11 protein-coding genes are annotated in these 15,451 nt (G+C 72.6%); 5 read left to right on the top strand and 6 right to left on the bottom strand.

What is annotated here, in order from left to right; all coding sequences use genetic code 11:
• Window positions 1-64: 64 nt before the first annotated feature.
• From ACIP63_RS32840 to ACIP63_RS32820, 5 genes are all read right to left on the bottom strand, one after another.
• Window positions 65-967 (bottom strand): hypothetical protein, encoded by a 903-nt coding sequence (locus tag ACIP63_RS32840; RefSeq protein ID WP_401523111.1) that lies wholly within the window; start codon window positions 965-967, stop codon window positions 65-67.
• A gap of 67 nt (window positions 968-1,034) precedes the next feature.
• Complete coding sequence (locus tag ACIP63_RS32835; protein ID WP_401523108.1) at window positions 1,035-2,561, bottom strand: hypothetical protein; 1,527 nt, start codon at window positions 2,559-2,561, stop codon at window positions 1,035-1,037.
• A gap of 57 nt (window positions 2,562-2,618) precedes the next feature.
• Entirely contained in the window at window positions 2,619-6,230 is a 3,612-nt protein-coding gene (locus tag ACIP63_RS32830) for a hydantoinase B/oxoprolinase family protein (RefSeq protein WP_401523106.1), read from the bottom strand.
• Between the two features lie 362 nt (window positions 6,231-6,592).
• Window positions 6,593-8,011, bottom strand: a complete 1,419-nt coding sequence (locus ACIP63_RS32825; protein WP_401523103.1) for a HEAT repeat domain-containing protein — start codon at window positions 8,009-8,011, stop codon at window positions 6,593-6,595.
• Window positions 8,012-8,241: 230 nt separating this feature from the next.
• Entirely contained in the window at window positions 8,242-8,634 is a 393-nt protein-coding gene (locus ACIP63_RS32820) for an ankyrin repeat domain-containing protein (protein WP_362937946.1), read from the bottom strand.
• A 326-nt stretch (window positions 8,635-8,960) separates the two neighbouring features.
• On the opposite strand from ACIP63_RS32820, the gene ACIP63_RS32815 reads away from it, so the two are divergent.
• Both ACIP63_RS32815 and ACIP63_RS32810 read left to right on the top strand, forming a co-directional pair.
• Window positions 8,961-9,155 (top strand): hypothetical protein, encoded by a 195-nt coding sequence (locus ACIP63_RS32815; protein WP_014044751.1) that lies wholly within the window; start codon window positions 8,961-8,963, stop codon window positions 9,153-9,155.
• A gap of 37 nt (window positions 9,156-9,192) precedes the next feature.
• Complete coding sequence (locus ACIP63_RS32810) at window positions 9,193-10,794, top strand: hypothetical protein (RefSeq protein WP_401523099.1); 1,602 nt, start codon at window positions 9,193-9,195, stop codon at window positions 10,792-10,794.
• A gap of 12 nt (window positions 10,795-10,806) precedes the next feature.
• Here the strand turns inward: ACIP63_RS32810 and ACIP63_RS32805 are convergent, their stop codons facing one another.
• The gene (locus ACIP63_RS32805; protein WP_401523096.1) at window positions 10,807-12,306 is read right to left on the bottom strand and encodes a PLP-dependent aminotransferase family protein; all 1,500 of its coding nucleotides are present in this window, start codon (window positions 12,304-12,306) and stop codon (window positions 10,807-10,809) included.
• 101 nt (window positions 12,307-12,407) lie between these two features.
• Between ACIP63_RS32805 and ACIP63_RS32800 the strand changes: the two genes are divergently transcribed.
• Genes ACIP63_RS32800 through ACIP63_RS32790 form a run of 3 tightly spaced genes read left to right on the top strand, consistent with a single transcriptional unit; the run spans window position 12,408 to window position 15,257 of the window.
• Window positions 12,408-13,076 (top strand): YitT family protein, encoded by a 669-nt coding sequence (locus ACIP63_RS32800; protein WP_401523093.1) that lies wholly within the window; start codon window positions 12,408-12,410, stop codon window positions 13,074-13,076.
• A 5-nt stretch (window positions 13,077-13,081) separates the two neighbouring features.
• Window positions 13,082-13,846, top strand: a complete 765-nt coding sequence (locus ACIP63_RS32795) for a glycerophosphodiester phosphodiesterase (RefSeq protein WP_401523173.1) — start codon at window positions 13,082-13,084, stop codon at window positions 13,844-13,846.
• Window positions 13,847-13,892: 46 nt separating this feature from the next.
• Window positions 13,893-15,257, top strand: coding sequence for an MFS transporter (locus ACIP63_RS32790; RefSeq protein WP_401523090.1), 1,365 nt, complete (start codon window positions 13,893-13,895; stop codon window positions 15,255-15,257).
• The last annotated feature ends 194 nt before the right edge of the window (window positions 15,258-15,451 follow it).

The raw sequence follows: 15,451 nt of genomic DNA, 5'->3' as shown, positions 1-15,451 counted from the left end.
GTCGTTCTGGCGGCGGGCGGGCGGCTGGAGCGGCAGCGGGGGCAGCTCGGGGCGGTGCGGCGGTTCAGGAGTGGAAGGGGAGTCCCGCGTCGGCGGCCAGCTCCAGGCCTTCGTCGTCGGGCGGGGGCAGCAGGGTGGCCGAGCCGTCCGAGACCGGGACGACGCCGAGTTCCAGCAGTTCGGCCATGGCGGCGCTGCCCGCCATGTCGCGCACCTGGAGCTGGTAGCGGGCGGTGGTGCGGTAGGCGCCGCCCGCGTCGTCCCCGGTGCGCTGGAGGAAGCCCGAGTCCGTGAGGAAGGCGACGGCCTTGCCGATGATGCCGGTGGTCGAGCCGGCCAGCCGGCGGGCGTCCTTGGTGGCTCCGGTGGCGCTGCGGCGGGAGTAGACCCGCCACCCGGATTCCAGGCCGGGCGCGTCGGTGGCCGGGTCGGTGTTGTCGCCCTGCTCCTCGGCGCGCTCCTCCAGACGTTGGCAGGCCTGGCGGACGAAGGCGTCGACGCCGTTGACGGTGATGCGGCCGATGTACGAGTCGTCGGCCAGGTCCTCGGGCCGGGGGAAGGCCATGGCGGCGACGGCGAGGTGGGCGAGACCGTGCAGGAAGCGGTCGGCGGAGTCGGGGGAAGCGCGCCGGGCGTAGTCGCCCATGCGTACGGCGAAGACCGAGTCCTCACCGGCGGTCACGGCCATCCCGGCGCGGGTGGAGACCTCCAGCACGACGAGCCCGAGCCCGGTGGCGACGGCGTCGGAGAGCCGGGCGAAGGCGGGCTCCTCGCGGTAGCGGCGGAGCAGCTCGGTGTACTCGGCGTCGCGGGCGGGCATCAGCTTGGGCTGGAGCCCGAAGGAGACCAGCCGGGCGGCGTCGGCGGCGTCGGCGGGGGTGACAGCGGCCGGCCGTGCGGCGTCGGCCGCCTGCGCGAGGTGCTGGTCGCCCCACGCGTCGGTGTGCTCGGCGTGCTGCTCGCTCAACTCGGTGACTCCTCGGTACGGGTGCCGCTCTCGGGCGGCAGGGGGTGGGTGGTCGGGCCGGGGACGCTCACGAGGCGTCCTTGCGGTCCGCGGCCATGCCCGCCGCGTCCAGCAGGGCCATGCCCACTATCAGGTCGGCTCCGCCGAATTCGTGATCCTCGAGCGGGGTGCCGTCGTCGACGGCGAACAGCAGCCGTCGCTCGCCCTGGCGGTAGGCGGTGCCGACGGGTGGGCTCGCCGCGTGGACGGCGAGCAGGGCGACGAGGTACGGCAGCTCGGGGTCGCGCAGCCGGGCCTCCGCCAGGAGTCCTGAGAGCCGGCGGGGGGCGTCGTGCTCCAGGTCGAGCAGCTCCATGGCGTGTCCGAGCTGCTCCTCGCTGAACCGGCTGTCGTCCGGGGTGGCGATGAGATCCGGCTCGGGCATCTCCGCGCCCAGGTGCTCCCGCTCCACCGGGGGCATGAGCAGCAGGTCGACGAGGTCGCCGACCCGGACCGAGGTGGGTGTGCGCAGTCCGGTGCCGTGTGCGAAGAACGCGTCGGTGGCCCGGGTGGCCTGCTCGACGGGGAGCGGCAGCAGGGGCACGACGAGCTGTCCGTAGAGGTCGAGGCCCGTCTGCGCGGTGGGGGTGGCGAATGCCTGGCGGTCCTGCTCGGCGCGGAAGAGGGGCCCTGCCTCCAGGAGCCTGGACTGGAGCTGGGTGTGGCGGCGGATGCAGTCCTTGACGATGTCGACCAGCTCGGCGGCGCGGCGCTTGTGCTCGGGCTCCTCGGCCTCGTCCCTGGCCTTGCGGATGTTGGTGAGGATCGCGTTCTCGTGGCGGTAGCGGTCGGCGACGTGGTCCAGCGCCTCGGCGATCATGTCCGGCACGGCGTTGAGCCAGTCCACGGCGCGGACGTTGCGGCGGGTCGCCTCCAGCGTCCTGCGGAGCGTCTCGGCGTACTGCACGGTGCGGTAGCGGGCCTGTTCGGCGGCGAGCTGGGCGTCGGCGAGCCGGCCCCTGCTGATGAGGACCTCCAGCTTCACCTCGGCGGCGATCTGGGCGCTGGTGACGTCCGTGTCCAGGGCGCCCACCAGGACGTTGACCGCCTCGTCGGTGGCGCGGAGGTAGACCGTCCCGCCGTGGCCGGGGACTTCCTCGATGAGCTTGAAGTCGTAGTCCCTGCGGACGTAGACGCCGTCGGGTCCGAAGGTGCCGTACACCGCGCGGAAGCCGCGGTCCACGCTCCCGACGTTGATCAGGTTCTCCAGGACCCAGCGCGCGACACGCTCGTGCTCGGTGACGGGCCGGCGGGGTGCCTGGGCCGCGACTCGCGGGAGGAGCCTGGCCACTATCTGGTCGTGGTCGGCGCCCGTGTCGAAGTCCATGTTGAGGGTGACGAGGTCGATCGCGGCGAGGGCGACCTCGGCCATCGCGTAGACCGTGTACTCGCCGGCCAGATTGGCCTTGCGCACGTCGAGGTCGTGCAGCGGAGCGGTGCACGCGAGCGCGCGCAGCCGACGCGAGAGCCCCTCATCGGCGGCGGGGCCCGGGGCGGGCCTCGGTCCCGCGCTGAGCTGGGGCGCAGCGGTGTGGGTGTCGGCAGGCGAAGTCACGCTGCACAGATTAGGTCCTCGCACCGACAACGGTCGAAACGGCGCAGAAGCGACCGGTCACGGCCGCCCGTAACCGCCCCCTCCCGGGGTGCGCAGCACCAGGACGTCCCCGGCGTCCAGCTCGGCGGTGTCACACCCTTCGAGCGGCGTCGCGGCCGCCCCGCCGGCCCGCTCGACGTACTGCTCGCCGAGGGCTCCGGGGCCGCCTCCCGCCATGCCGTACGGCGGAACCCGGCGGTGTCCCGACAGCAGGGCCACGGTGACGGGTTCGAGGAAGCGGATCCTGCGTTCCACCCCCCGGCCGCCGTGCCACCGGCCCGGGCCTCCGCTGTCCTCCCGTACGCCGAAGCTCTCCAGCAGCACCGGGTAGCGCCACTCGAGGATCTCCGGGTCGGTGAGCCGGGAGTTGGTCATATGGGTCTGCACGGCGTCGGCCCCGTCGAACCCGTCCCCGGCGCCGGACCCGCTCGCGACGGTCTCGTAGTACTGGACCCGGTCGTTGCCGAAGGTGAGGTTGTTCATGGTGCCGGAGCCCTCGGCCTGGACGCCCAGAGCCGCGTAGAGGGCGCCGGTGACGGCCTGGGAGGTCTCGACGTTGCCGGCGACGGTCGCCGCCGGGTGGACGGGGGCGAGCATCGAACCCTCCGGGACGCGGATGTCCAGGGGCTTCAGACAGCCGCTGTTGAGCGGGATGTCCTCCTCGACGAGCGTCCGGAACACGTAGAGGACGGCGGCCGTCACCACGGACCTGGGGGCGTTGAAGTTGCCGGTCTGCTGCGGGGACGTGCCCTCGAAGTCGAGGAGGGCCCGGCGTGCGTCGCGGTCCACGGTCACGCTCACGGCGATGACGGCGCCGTTGTCGGTCTCGTAGCGGCAGGAGCCGTCGCGCAGTCCGGCCACGATCCGTCGTACGGACTCCTCGGCGTTGTCCTGGACGTGGCCCATGTACGCCTCCACGACGTCCTGCCCGAACTGGCGTGTCATGCGCCGCAGTTCCGTGATGCCCTTCTCGTTGGCCGCGATCTGGGCGCGCAGGTCGGCGAGGTTGGTGTCCGGGTCGCGTGAGGGGTGCGCCGCGGTCGTGAGCAGCTCCCGGGTCTCCGCCTCGCGGAAGGTTCCGTCACGCACCAGCAGCCAGTTGTCGAACAGGACGCCCTCTTCGTCGACCGTACGGCTGAAGGCGGGCATGGAGCCCGGGGTGATGCCTCCGATCTCGGCGTGGTGGCCGCGTGAGGCGACCAGGAAGCGCAGCCGGCGCTCCTGTCCGTCCGCGGGCTCGTCGAACACGGGCGTCACGACGGTCACATCCGGCAGGTGGGTGCCGCCGTGGTAGGGATCGTTGACGGCGTACACATCACCGGGCCGGAGGGTGCCCCTGTTGCGCCGCAGCACCTCTTTGATGGACTCCCCCATGGATCCCAGGTGGACCGGGATGTGCGGGGCGTTGGCCACGAGGTTGCCTTCCGCGTCGAACAGCGCGCACGAGAAGTCCAGCCGTTCCTTGATGTTGACGGAGTGCGCCGTGTTCTGCAGTCGTACGCCCATCTGTTCGGCGATCGACATGAAGAGGTTGTTGAACACTTCGAGCATGACGGGGTCCACCCGGGTGCCGACGGCGGTCCGCTCGGGCCGCGGCTCGGTCCGGCGCAGCACGAGGTGCCCGGCCGGCCCCGCCGTCGCCTGCCAGCCGGGGTCGACGACGGTGGTGGCGTCGTCCTCGGTGACGACGGCCGGGCCGGTCACGGTGTCCTCGGCGCGCAGGGTCGCGCGGCGGTACAGTCCGGCGTCCCGCCATCCGCCCCCGGCGTACATCGTCACGGTTCCGAGGGGGCGGAGCGGCCCTTCCCCCGCGCCCGCTCCCACGCGGGGAGGAGTGTGCGGTCCGGCCGTTCCGGTGGCTTCCACGGAGACGGCCTCGACCACCAGGGGCTTGTCCATGGTGAATCCGTAGCGCGCCCGGTGCGCCTCGGTGAACTCCTCGGTCATGGCGGTGACGGTGCCGTGGGCGACGGGCAGGGCGGCGTCCGTGCCGGCGTGACGCAGGAGGATCCGCGCGCGGGTGCCGATGGCGCTGTCGGGGACGCCGTCGCCCCTGAGCTCGGCCCGGGTGTGCTGCGCCAGGGAGTCGCAGAGGCCGCGCACCCGGGTGCCGGTCGCGTCGTCCAGTGCGGCCTCGACGGACTGTTCGCGCATCGCGGTGGCGTCGGCGAGACCGATCCCGTAGGCGGAGAGGACGCCGGCGAACGGCGGTACGAGGACGGTGTCGATGCCCAGGGCGTCGGCGACGGCGCAGACGTGCTGCCCTCCGGCTCCGCCGAAGCCGGTGAGGGCGTAGCGGGTGATGTCGTGGCCCCGTTGGACGGAGATCTTCTTGACCGCGTTCGCCATGTTGAGCACGGCGATGTCCAGGAAGCCCGCGGCCACTTCGGCGGCCGTACGCCGGCCTCCCGTGGTGGCCGACACCTCCTCGGCCAGGGCGTCGAAGCGCTCCTCCACGAGACGGGTGTCGAGCGGCTGGTCCCCCTCGGGCCCGAAGACGGCGGGGAAGTGCTCCGGACGGATGCGGCCGAGCATCACGTTGGCGTCGGTGACGGTGAGCGGCCCGCCCTTGCGGTAGGCGGCGGGTCCGGGGTCGGCCCCGGCCGAGTCGGGGCCGACGCGGTAGCGCCGTCCGTCGAAGTGCAGGACGGATCCGCCGCCGGCGGCGACGGTGTGGATGCTCATCATGGGCGCGCTCATCCGCACCCCTGCCACCTGTGTCCCGAGCTCGCGTTCGAACTCGCCCGCGTAATGCGAGACATCGGTGGAGGTGCCGCCCATGTCGAAGCCGATGACCCGGTCGTGGCCGGCCTGGGCCGACGTACGCACCATGCCGACGACGCCCCCGGCCGGGCCGGAGAGCACCGCGTCCTTGCCCCGGAAGTGCGCGGCCTCGCGCAGACCGCCGTTGGACTGCATGAACATGAGCCGGATGCCGGGGAGTTCTGCGGCCACCTCCTCGACGTAGCGGCGCAGGATCGGCGAGAGGTAGGCGTCGACGACGGTGGTGTCGCCGCGCGGCACGAGCTTGATCAGCGGGCTGACCTCGTGCGAGCAGCTGACCTGGGTGAAGCCCGCGGCCCTGGCCTCCTCCGCGACGGCCCTCTCGTGGTCCGGGTGACGGTAGCCGTGCATGAGCACGACGGCGGCGCTGCGGAACCCGTCCTCCGCGGCCTCCCTGAGCCGCCCGGCCACGGCATCGCGGTCGAGGGCCTTCACGGTGTCCCCGCGGGCGTCGACGCGTTCGGGGACCTCGACGACCCGGTCGTACACGGTCTCGGGGAGCAGGATGCGGCGGTCGAAGAGGCGGGGCCGGTTCTGGTACGCGATCTTCAGGGCGTCCCGGAAGCCTTCCGTGACGACCAGGACGGTCGGCTCGCCCCGTCGCTCCAGGAGGGCGTTGGTGGCGACCGTCGTACCCATCTTGACGCCGGCGACCCGGTCGGCGGGGACCGGGTCGTGTGGTCCGAGACCGAGCAGCAGCCTGATCCCGGCGACGGCGGCGTCACGGTAGCGGCCGGGGTCGTGCGACAGCAGTTTGCGGGAGATCAGCCGGCCGCCGGGGTCACGTCCCACCACGTCCGTGAAGGTGCCGCCGCGGTCGATCCAGAACTCCCAGCGTCCGGTCATCCCTCCATTCTGGCGCGCGGGACGAACCATCGCAGAAACGGCGCGGGGGCGGCCGGTCGCGGGTGCGGGGCGGGGTTCCACGGGGACCGAGCGAGGGGGCGCGCATACGCGCACCGGCTGCTCGACGGCGGTCACCTCGGCGCCACCGGGGACCGGGCGCGGTGGAAGCGCAACCCGGACCGGCCTTCACATCAGATCCGTGACCTGCGACGTCGCTCAGTGCCTGCTCGGCCCGTGCGTCGAGACGTTCGCTCACGCCGCTCCCAGTCGTGTCACCGCCCCCACGACACGCATACGGGTAGTTGTCACCGCGCGCCCCCGGCGCGCGGCATCCGGGCTCCGTGGGTCAGCCGAGCGCCGGCTCAGACGGCGGGTGCGTCGGGCCCGATCCTGCTGCGTACGGCGGTCTGGACCTCGGCCTCCTCGGCCGGGTCCGCGGCGAGCCGCCTCAGCCGTTCGGCGACCCGGATGTCCCCGGTCTCCGCGTGGTGCGCGGCCAGCTCCCGCGTGGTCTCCTCGCAGTCCCAGAGGCACTCGACGGCGAATCCGCTGGCGAAGGACGGGTCGGTGGCGGCCAGGGCCCGGGCGGCGCGGCCCCGCAGGTGCGAGGAGGACGTCTCCCGGTACACATGGCGCAGCACGGGTGCGGCACAGGCGATACCCAGGCGGCCCGCGCCGTCGACGAGGGTCCAGAGGCACGGGGCGTCGGGTCCCTCGCCCCTGACCGCCTCCCGCAGCGCGGCGAGGACGAGCGGGGCGTCCTGTACGGCGCCGCGGCAGGCCAGGACCCCGGCCGCCGAGGCTCCGAGGGCGTCGGGCCGGTGGGCCCAGCGCCGGGCCCGGTCGACCGCCGCCTCTCCGCACATGCGCTCGAAGGCGGCGACGGCCACTTCCGCGACGGTGGGGGACGGGCCGGCGACGGCCCGCTCGATCAGGTCGAGCACGGCGGGGTCCTGGGCCTCGGCCAGATAGTGCAGGGCGGCGCAGCGCGCGCCCTCGGAGCCGCCGGCGGCGGCCTCGACGATCAGGGGCCGGTCCTCGGTCCCGGCGACGGCGGAGAGGCAGCGGGCCGCGGGGACGTGGAGCGCGCTGCCGCGTTCCAGTCCGGCCTGGGCCCAGTCGAACACGGCCTGGACACTCCAGCCGGGGCGCGGTCCGCCCGGCCGCATCTGCCGCTGCCATCGGTCGAAGGAGCCCTGTTCCGACGCCGCCCTGATCCGGGCGCCGACCGCTTCGCGCGGGTCGTCGGCCCAGAGCCGCCAGGGCCGGGGCTCGAAGGCGTCCCGTACGGAGGCGGCCAGCTCGGCCGCGCCCTCCGGGGTGGCGGGGAAGCGCCCGAGCACCGGCTCGGCGAGGGAACGCAGCCCGGCGTCGTCGTCACGCAGGGCGAGCTCGTCGAGCGCCCACGCCCAGTTGGACCCGGTCGCGGCGTACCGGCGCAGGAGCACGAGGGCGTCGTCGCGCCCGTAGGAGGCGAGGTGGCCGAGCACCGAGAGGGCGAGACCCGTGCGTGAGTCGTCGGTGTCGAGGTGGTCCTCGGGATCCCACAGGTGCCGCTCGATCTCCTCGGTGCCACCGTCGAGATCGAGGTAGAGGCGCGCGTAGTAGAGGGAGCGGTTCTCGACCTGCCAGTCATGACGCGGATCGCTCAGGACGCAGTGGTTGAGAGCCGCGAGGGCCTCGGGGCGCGGTGCGGCGAGCGCGTGGAGCGTGCCGTCGCCGCGGCCCCTCTGCAACAGGCCGAGCAGTGTGCCGCTCGGCGCTATGAACGGATCGAACATGGGGAAAGCCTCACATCAAGCTGTCGACGCGACCGGGACTGTGCTGTTCCATGTGCCGGGGTGACATCCCCTAGGCCGCGCAGCAACATGATCGGCCGACTGCCGTCTTCTGCCTGGTGCTCATCTTCCTCTGCCTCTCGTCGGTGGTCCGGAACGGACCCGCGACGTCATGATGACCCAGCCATTTCGCCGACGCGACCACATTTACGACGCATCGGCCGGCCGGCCTCTCAGCGCGCACCGAAGAGTTCCAGCAGGTCGTCCTTGCCGAACATCCGTGCGGTGTCCACGGCGGAGGGTGTCCCGGCGGCCGGATCGGCCCCCGCCGAGAGCAGCGCGTCGATCACTTCACGCTCCCCCTTGAAGACGGCTCCCGCCAACGGGGTCTGCCCCCGGTCGTTGGCCCGGTCCGGGTCGGCCCCACGGTCCGCGAGCGCGACGACGGCGGGGGCGTGTCCGTGATAGGCGGCGAGCATGAGCAGGGAGTCGCCCCGGTCGTTGGTGAGGTTCGCGGGGACACCCGCGTCGACATAGGCGGCGAGCGCGTCGCTCTCGCCCCGGCGGGCCAGGTCGAAGACCTTGGTCGCCAGCTCGATCACCTCGGGGTCGGGGGTCTCGCTCATCGGAGGGGCCGCCTTCCATTGCCGTTGTCGCGGTTGCTGACCTGGTGGGGGGTACGGCGGGGGGCCGTACGAGTGAATCGACAGAGTACTGCTCCGGGGCAGTCCTCAGCCTGCCCAGGACCGGTGGGAGATCACACCGCCGACGTCACTTTCCGGTGGGGACGGGGCCTGCGTGGTGCCAGGAGCCCCTGGGGCTGCGCCTTTTCGCCCACCGGTCGGGTGAAAGCGAGGGATATTCACTCAGTTGCACCTTTTATCGTATAGGTACATCTTGTGATCCTGGAAGTACTCATGGTGACTGTCCCCCTCAACCAGGAGAACCGCTCATGATCCTCTCCATCTCGGGCGTGGTACTGCTCGGCATCATCGTCTTCCTGTTCTTCAAGAAGGACGGGCTCAAGGCGTCCCACGCCCTCATCTGCGCTCTGTTCGGCTTCTACCTGGCCGGCACAGCCATCGCCCCCAGCATCACGGCCGGCGGGGCGAGCCTCGCCAGCATGCTGGGCGGGATCAAGTTCTGACGCTCCGAAACCGCTCCCACCTCTCCAGGAGACCGACGTGGCCCGGCGACCACTCCCCCGCATCCTCAAGAGCGGCAGCGCTTCGATCACCCGCAGTCGCGAGATCGCGCGCACGGCCGCCGACAACGCCACCGACGTCCTCCATCCGCTGATCACGGTCACCCGTGGCCTGCGGCTGCTGGCGGGAGCAGGGCGGCAGAAGTGGGCCGCGACGCCCAAGGACCGGCGCGGCCACGTGCTGTTCCTCGTCGCGGCCTGCGTAGTGGCGGTGGCGCTCATCCCCTACGGGCCCCTGCTGGCCCTCATCTCGGTGATGGGCGCTGCCGCGTGGCGGGGGCGCGACCGCACCCCCGCGAGCACAGGCCCCGCCGAAGCGGAGGCCGCACGGCTCACGGCGCTGTACGAGGCACTGGTCCCGCACTTCTCCGTGGCCGACGACCCCGGTCCGCTGTTCTCCCACGGCGGCGACTGGGAGAAGGCCTTCGGCACGTCGTACGAGTTCGACGGCGACGGCCGCCTCACCCGGCTCCGGGTGAACTACCCGGCGTACTTCACCGACGGAGATCCCGCGTCCCGGACCCGTGTGGAGCAGGTGCTCCACGCCAAGTCCGGCCGGGGCCGCGAGTACCACTTCGTCTGGGACGAGGAGAGCAACCAGCTCCTCATGACCGTGCTCGCCGCGCTCCCCACCACGATCGCCGCCCAGCGCTTCGTCACCACGCCCGGCGAGACCGTGCTCGGCTTCACCGACGCGGACGCGGTCCGGCGCACCGTTCCGGTCCAGGACGGCGACGTGACGCGGGACGCCTCCCCCGTGATCTGGCGGACCGGGGCCCGTTCGACGGAGCCCCATCTGCTGATCGCCGGTCACCCCGGCAGCGGCACCACGACCCTGATGCGTTCGCTCGCCCTGCAGGCTCTCCAGCACGGCGACATCCTCGTCGTCGAGGGCGGCGGCACCGGCGAGTACGGCTTCCTGGCCGGCCGGGACGGCGTACTGGCCGTGGAATGCGGGCTGGCCGGGGCCCGTGCGACGCTCGAATGGGCGGCGCACGAGACCGAGCGCCGGCTCATCGCCGCCAACCGGGCCCGCCAGGCCGGGCACCCCGAGCCCGAGGACATCAAGCGCCCCCTCTGGATCCTGCTGGACCGCCCCAGCGCGCTGGGCGACCTGGCGGCCGCCGACGGCGGACAGGATCCGCAGGAACTCCTCCAGGTGCCGCTGCGGCACGGCCGCGCCGCAGGGGTGACGGTCGTGGTCGCGGACCAGTTCGACAGCCTGGACACCCTCACCGAGACCGTGCGGACCCACACCAGGGCACGCGCCGTCCTCGGCCCCGCGGACCGGGATCAGATCGAGGCGGTCCTGGGCGTCCAACCGCACACCACGCCCACCCCCGACGTCCCGCCGGGCCGCGGCTACACCCGGCTGGGCACCGGGCCGGTCCTCCGGCTCCAGGTGCCGGCCACCCCGGACCCGTACGACGACGCCACGAGCGAGGCCCACCGGCAGGCGGTGCTCGACCTGCTCCCGGGTGGGGCGCCGGCCGTCGGGAAGGCCGCGCCGGAGGGCGCCGCCGAGCCCGCGGCCGTCCACACGGAGCAGCTGGTCGGGACGCCCGCCGTCGCGGAGGGGTGACTCCGGGGCGCCTCAGGCCACGAAGGTCCGGGGCGCCTCGGCTCCCGCGCTCGCACCGGAGCCGACCAGCTCGGCGGCGGCGGCCAGCCGCAGCGCCGCCTCGTCCGCCACCGGGCCGCCCACCGTGAAGGGCAGCCGCACATAGCCCTCGAAGGCGCCGTCGACCCCGAACCGGGGCCCGGACGGGACGCGGACGCCGACCCGTTCGCCCGCCACGGCCAGCCGGGACCCGGAGAGGCCGCCGCTGCGCACCCACAGGGTGAGGCCGCCGGCGGGCACCTCGAACTCCCACGCCGGGAGCTCCCGGCGCAGGGCGCGCACCAGGTCGTCCCTGTTCTCCCGGGCCTGCTCGCGCCGGATCTCCACGGCCTGCTCCCAGCCGCCCGTCCGCATCAGCCAGTTGATGGCGAGCTGTTCCAGCACGGGCGTCCCCATGTCGGCGTACGCGCGTGCCGCGACCAGGCTGCGGATGACGTCCGGGGCCGCCCGCACCCAGCCGATCCGCATGCCGGCCCAGAAGGCCTTGCTCGCGGAACCGACGGTCAGGACGGTGCTGCCGGCGGGATCGAACGCGCAGACCCTGCGGGGCATCTCGAGATCCGGGTCCAGCCGCAGTTCGTGCATGGTCTCGTCGACCACCAGGACCGTGCCCGCCGACCGCGCGGCCTCGACCAGGGCGCGGCGCTGCTGCTCGTCGGCCAGGGCACCGGTGGGGTTGTGGAAGTCGGCGACGACGTAGGCCAGCCTCGGGGCGGCGTCCCGCAGGACCTGTCGCCAGCGGTTCATGTCCCAGCCGCCGAGACCCTCCTCCATCGCCACGGGCACCAGCCTGGCGCCCGCCTCGCGCATGAGCTGGAGGATGTTGGCGTAGCTCGGGGACTCCACGGCGATGCGCTCGCCGCGTCCGGCGAAGAGATGACAGATGGCGTCGATGGCGCCCATCGCCCCGGTGGTCACCATGATCTGTTCGGGCATCGTGGGGATGCCGTGCCCGGTGTAGCGGTCCGCGATCATCTGCCGCAGCGCGGGAAGACCGGCCGGGTAGTCGCCGTGCGTATGGGCGTACGGCGGCAGCTCCTCCAGGGCGCCCTGGACGGCCCGGGTCAGCCACGGCTCCGGGGCGGGCAGGGAGGCGCAGCCCAGGTCGATCATGGAGCCGAGCGACTCCGGGGGCAGCGGTTCGAGGCCCCGGGCGGGCAGCGGGTTGCCGGCGGGGACCGCGGTCCAGCTGCCGGCGCCGCGGCGCGACTCCAGGAACCCCTCCGCCCGGAGCGCCTCGTACGCCGCGGCGACGGTGGTCCGGCTGAGGGACAGGGCCAGCGCGAGCTCGCGTTCGGCGGGAAGCCGCGCGGCGACCGGGACGCGGCCCTCCAGGACGAGCAGGCGGACACCGTCGGCCAGGGCACGGTAGGCCGGCGGCTTGCGCGAACCCGGCGGCAGGGGGCGCGCCTGCTGGCCCTGGAGCTGACGGGCGAGCTGCGCCGCGCCGACGGTCGAAGTCCACTGCGCCATGTAAATCAGTCCACCTTCCTCGGATTGGCCATAGTTGGCAGCCAATCCCCTGCCACAGAGTGACATGCAACAGTCCACTACCACCACACAGGGGGCACCACTTGTCCGACATCACCTCCCGGAGCGGCAGCCGGCTCGCCCGGCGGCTGACCCACCTCTACGTGGGCCTGGCCCTGTACGGGGCGAGTTCCGCGCTCCTGGTCCGCGCCGGGCTCGGACTCGAACCGTGGGGCGTGCTGCACCAGGGCCTCGCCGAGCGGACCGGCATCTCCATCGGGGTCGTCTCCATCATCGTCGGGGCGGTCGTCCTGCTCCTGTGGATCCCCATCCGGCAGCGCCCGGGGCTCGGCACCGTCTCCAACGTCTTCGCCGTGGGCATCGCGATGGACGGCACCCTCGCCCTCGTACCGGATGTGCACGGCCTCGGGTCGCAGATCCCGGTGATGGCCGCGGGCATCGTGCTCAACGGGGTCGCCACGGGCCTGTACATCTCCGCGCGCTTCGGCCCCGGGCCGCGCGACGGCCTGATGACGGGTCTGAACCGGCTCACGGGCCGTTCGATCAGGCTGGTGCGTACGGCGATCGAGGTGGCGGTGGTCGTGACCGGCTTCCTCCTCGGCGGTTCACTGGGCGTCGGCACGGTCCTCTACGCCCTGGCCATCGGCCCGCTCGCCCAGTTCTTCCTGCGCTTCTTCGACCTCCCCGCGCCGGGGCCCCGCACCGTGCCCGTTGCCGGGCGGACACCGCGAGAGGCGATACTTCCGCGGTGACCGCAGTGACTTCGGGGCGCCACCCCTATCTGGACCATCCCTCGACGATCCCGTTCGCCCACCGGGGCGGGGCGGCGGACGGCGTCGAGAACACCGCAGCCGCCTTCCGGCGCGCGGCCGGCATCGGCTACCGCTACTTCGAGACGGATGTGCATGCCACGGCGGACGGCCGTCTGGTCGCCTTCCACGACGCGACCCTGGACCGGGTGACGGACTCCCGGGGGCGGATAGCCGGGCTGCCCTGGAGCGAGGTGCGCCGGGCGAGGGTGGCGGGCAGCGAGCCGCTGCCGCTCTTCGAGGAACTGCTGGAGGAGTTCCCGGACGCCCGGTGGAACGTGGACATCAAGGCGGAGCCCGCCCTCGTGCCGCTCGTCGACCTGATCCGCAGGACCGGTGCGTGGGACCGGGTGTGCGTGGGGTCGTTCTCCGAGGCGCGCGTGGCCAGGGCCCACCGCCTCGCGGGCCCCCGCCTGGCCACCTCGTACGGGGTGCGCGGCGTGCTCGGCCTGAGGCTGCGTTCGTACGGCGTACCGGCTGCGCTCCGGGCGGGTGCGGTCTGCGCACAGGTCCCGGAGAGCCAGAACGGCGTCCGTGTCGTCGACCGGAGCTTCGTCCGCACGGCTCACGCGCGCGGGCTGCAGGTCCATGTCTGGACGGTCAACGAACCGGAACGGATGGCGGCCCTCCTGGACCTCGGGGTGGATGGCATCATGACCGATCACATCGAGACGCTGCGCACGGTGCTGAGCGAGCGGGGGGCCTGGGCCTGACGCCGGGACCCGCCGCGTCCGCACGGGACGAACGAGGGGGCGCTGCGTGAGCACCGGTATCGCAGGGACGGAGGATCCGGCCGGACCGCCGGCCGAGGCCGCCGGACGCAGACGAGAGCAACGCGGCTGGTATTTCTACGACTTCGCGTGCTCCGTGTATTCCACCAGCGTCGTGACGGTCTTCCTCGGCCCCTACCTGACGTCGATAGCCAAGGCGGCCGCCGACGCGGAGGGGTACGTGCATCCGCTGGGCATACCCGTACGGGCGGGATCGCTCTTCGCGTACACCGTGTCGGTGTCCATCATCGTGGCCGTGATCGTGATGCCGGTGGTCGGCGCCGCGGCGGACCGCACGGGACGCAAGAAGCCGCTGCTCGCGGCAGCCGCGTACACGGGTGCGACGGCGACGGCCTGCATGTTCTTCCTGGACGGCCACCGCTATCTGCTGGGTGCCTTCCTGCTGATCGTGGCGAACGCGTCCATCTCCGTGTCGATGGCCCTCTACAACGCGTACCTCCCCCAGATCGCCACCCCGGAGGAACGCGACGCTGTCTCCTCCCGCGGCTGGGCCTTCGGGTACACCTCGGGCGCGTTCGTTCTCCTCCTGAACCTGGTCCTCTACACCGGCCACGACTCGTTCGGGCTGTCCGAGACCGACGCGGTCCGGATCTGCATCGCCTCGGCCGGCGTGTGGTGGGGCGCCTTCTCCCTCGTGCCCCTGCGCCGGCTGCGTGACCGCCGGGTGGCACCGGGCGGCGACGGCGCGGTCGGCTCCGGCTGGCGGCAGCTGCGGGCGACGCTGCGCGACATGCGCCGCCACCCGCTCACACTGGCCTTCCTGCTCGCCTACCTGGTCTACAACGACGGCATCCAGACGGTGATCTCCCAGGCGTCGCTGTACGGCTCCGAGGAACTCGGCCTCGACCAGACGACCCTGATCACTGCGGTGCTGCTCGTGCAGGTCCTCGCGGTGGCGGGGGCCCTGGGCATGGGGCGGCTCGCCCGGATGTACGGGGCGAAGCGCACGATTCTCGCCTCGCTGGCCGTCTGGACGCTGATCCTCGCCGCGGCCTACGTGCTGCCCGCCGACGCGCCGGTGTTCTTCTACGTCCTGGCGGCCGCGATCGGGCTCGTGATGGGCGGGAGCCAGGCCCTCTCACGGTCCCTGTTCTCGCACCTGGTCCCGCGCGGCAAGGAGGCGGAGTACTTCTCCGCCTACGAGATGAGCGACCGGGGACTCAGCTGGCTGGGGCCCCTGGTCTTCGGTCTCGGCTACCAGCTCACCGGCAGTTACCGGGATGCGATCCTGTCCCTGGTGCTCTTCTTCGCGGTCGGTTCGGCGCTGCTGGCGAGGGTTCCCGTACGGGCCGCGGTGGCCGCCGCGGGCAATCCCGTGCCGGACCGGATTTAGACGTTGAACTGAAAGGCCGGTAGTGTACGCCTTTGGTGTGCTCGGCGGACCGTTACTGCGAGTGGAAGAAGCCGAACCGTTGGGTGACAACTTCGACCAGATGTGACAAACCGGGCACCGTTGGGTAGGAGACCCAGACCAAGCAGCGGCACGACGGGCGACGCATGACCGGCAACGGGAATCTTTACCGCCGA

Origin of the sequence: Streptomyces sp. NPDC088746, from assembly GCF_044751065.1 — a bacterium.
In the GTDB taxonomy this organism is placed as follows: Bacteria; Actinomycetota; Actinomycetes; order Streptomycetales; family Streptomycetaceae; genus Streptomyces.
This window is presented reverse-complemented; position numbering and strand designations above follow the sequence as displayed.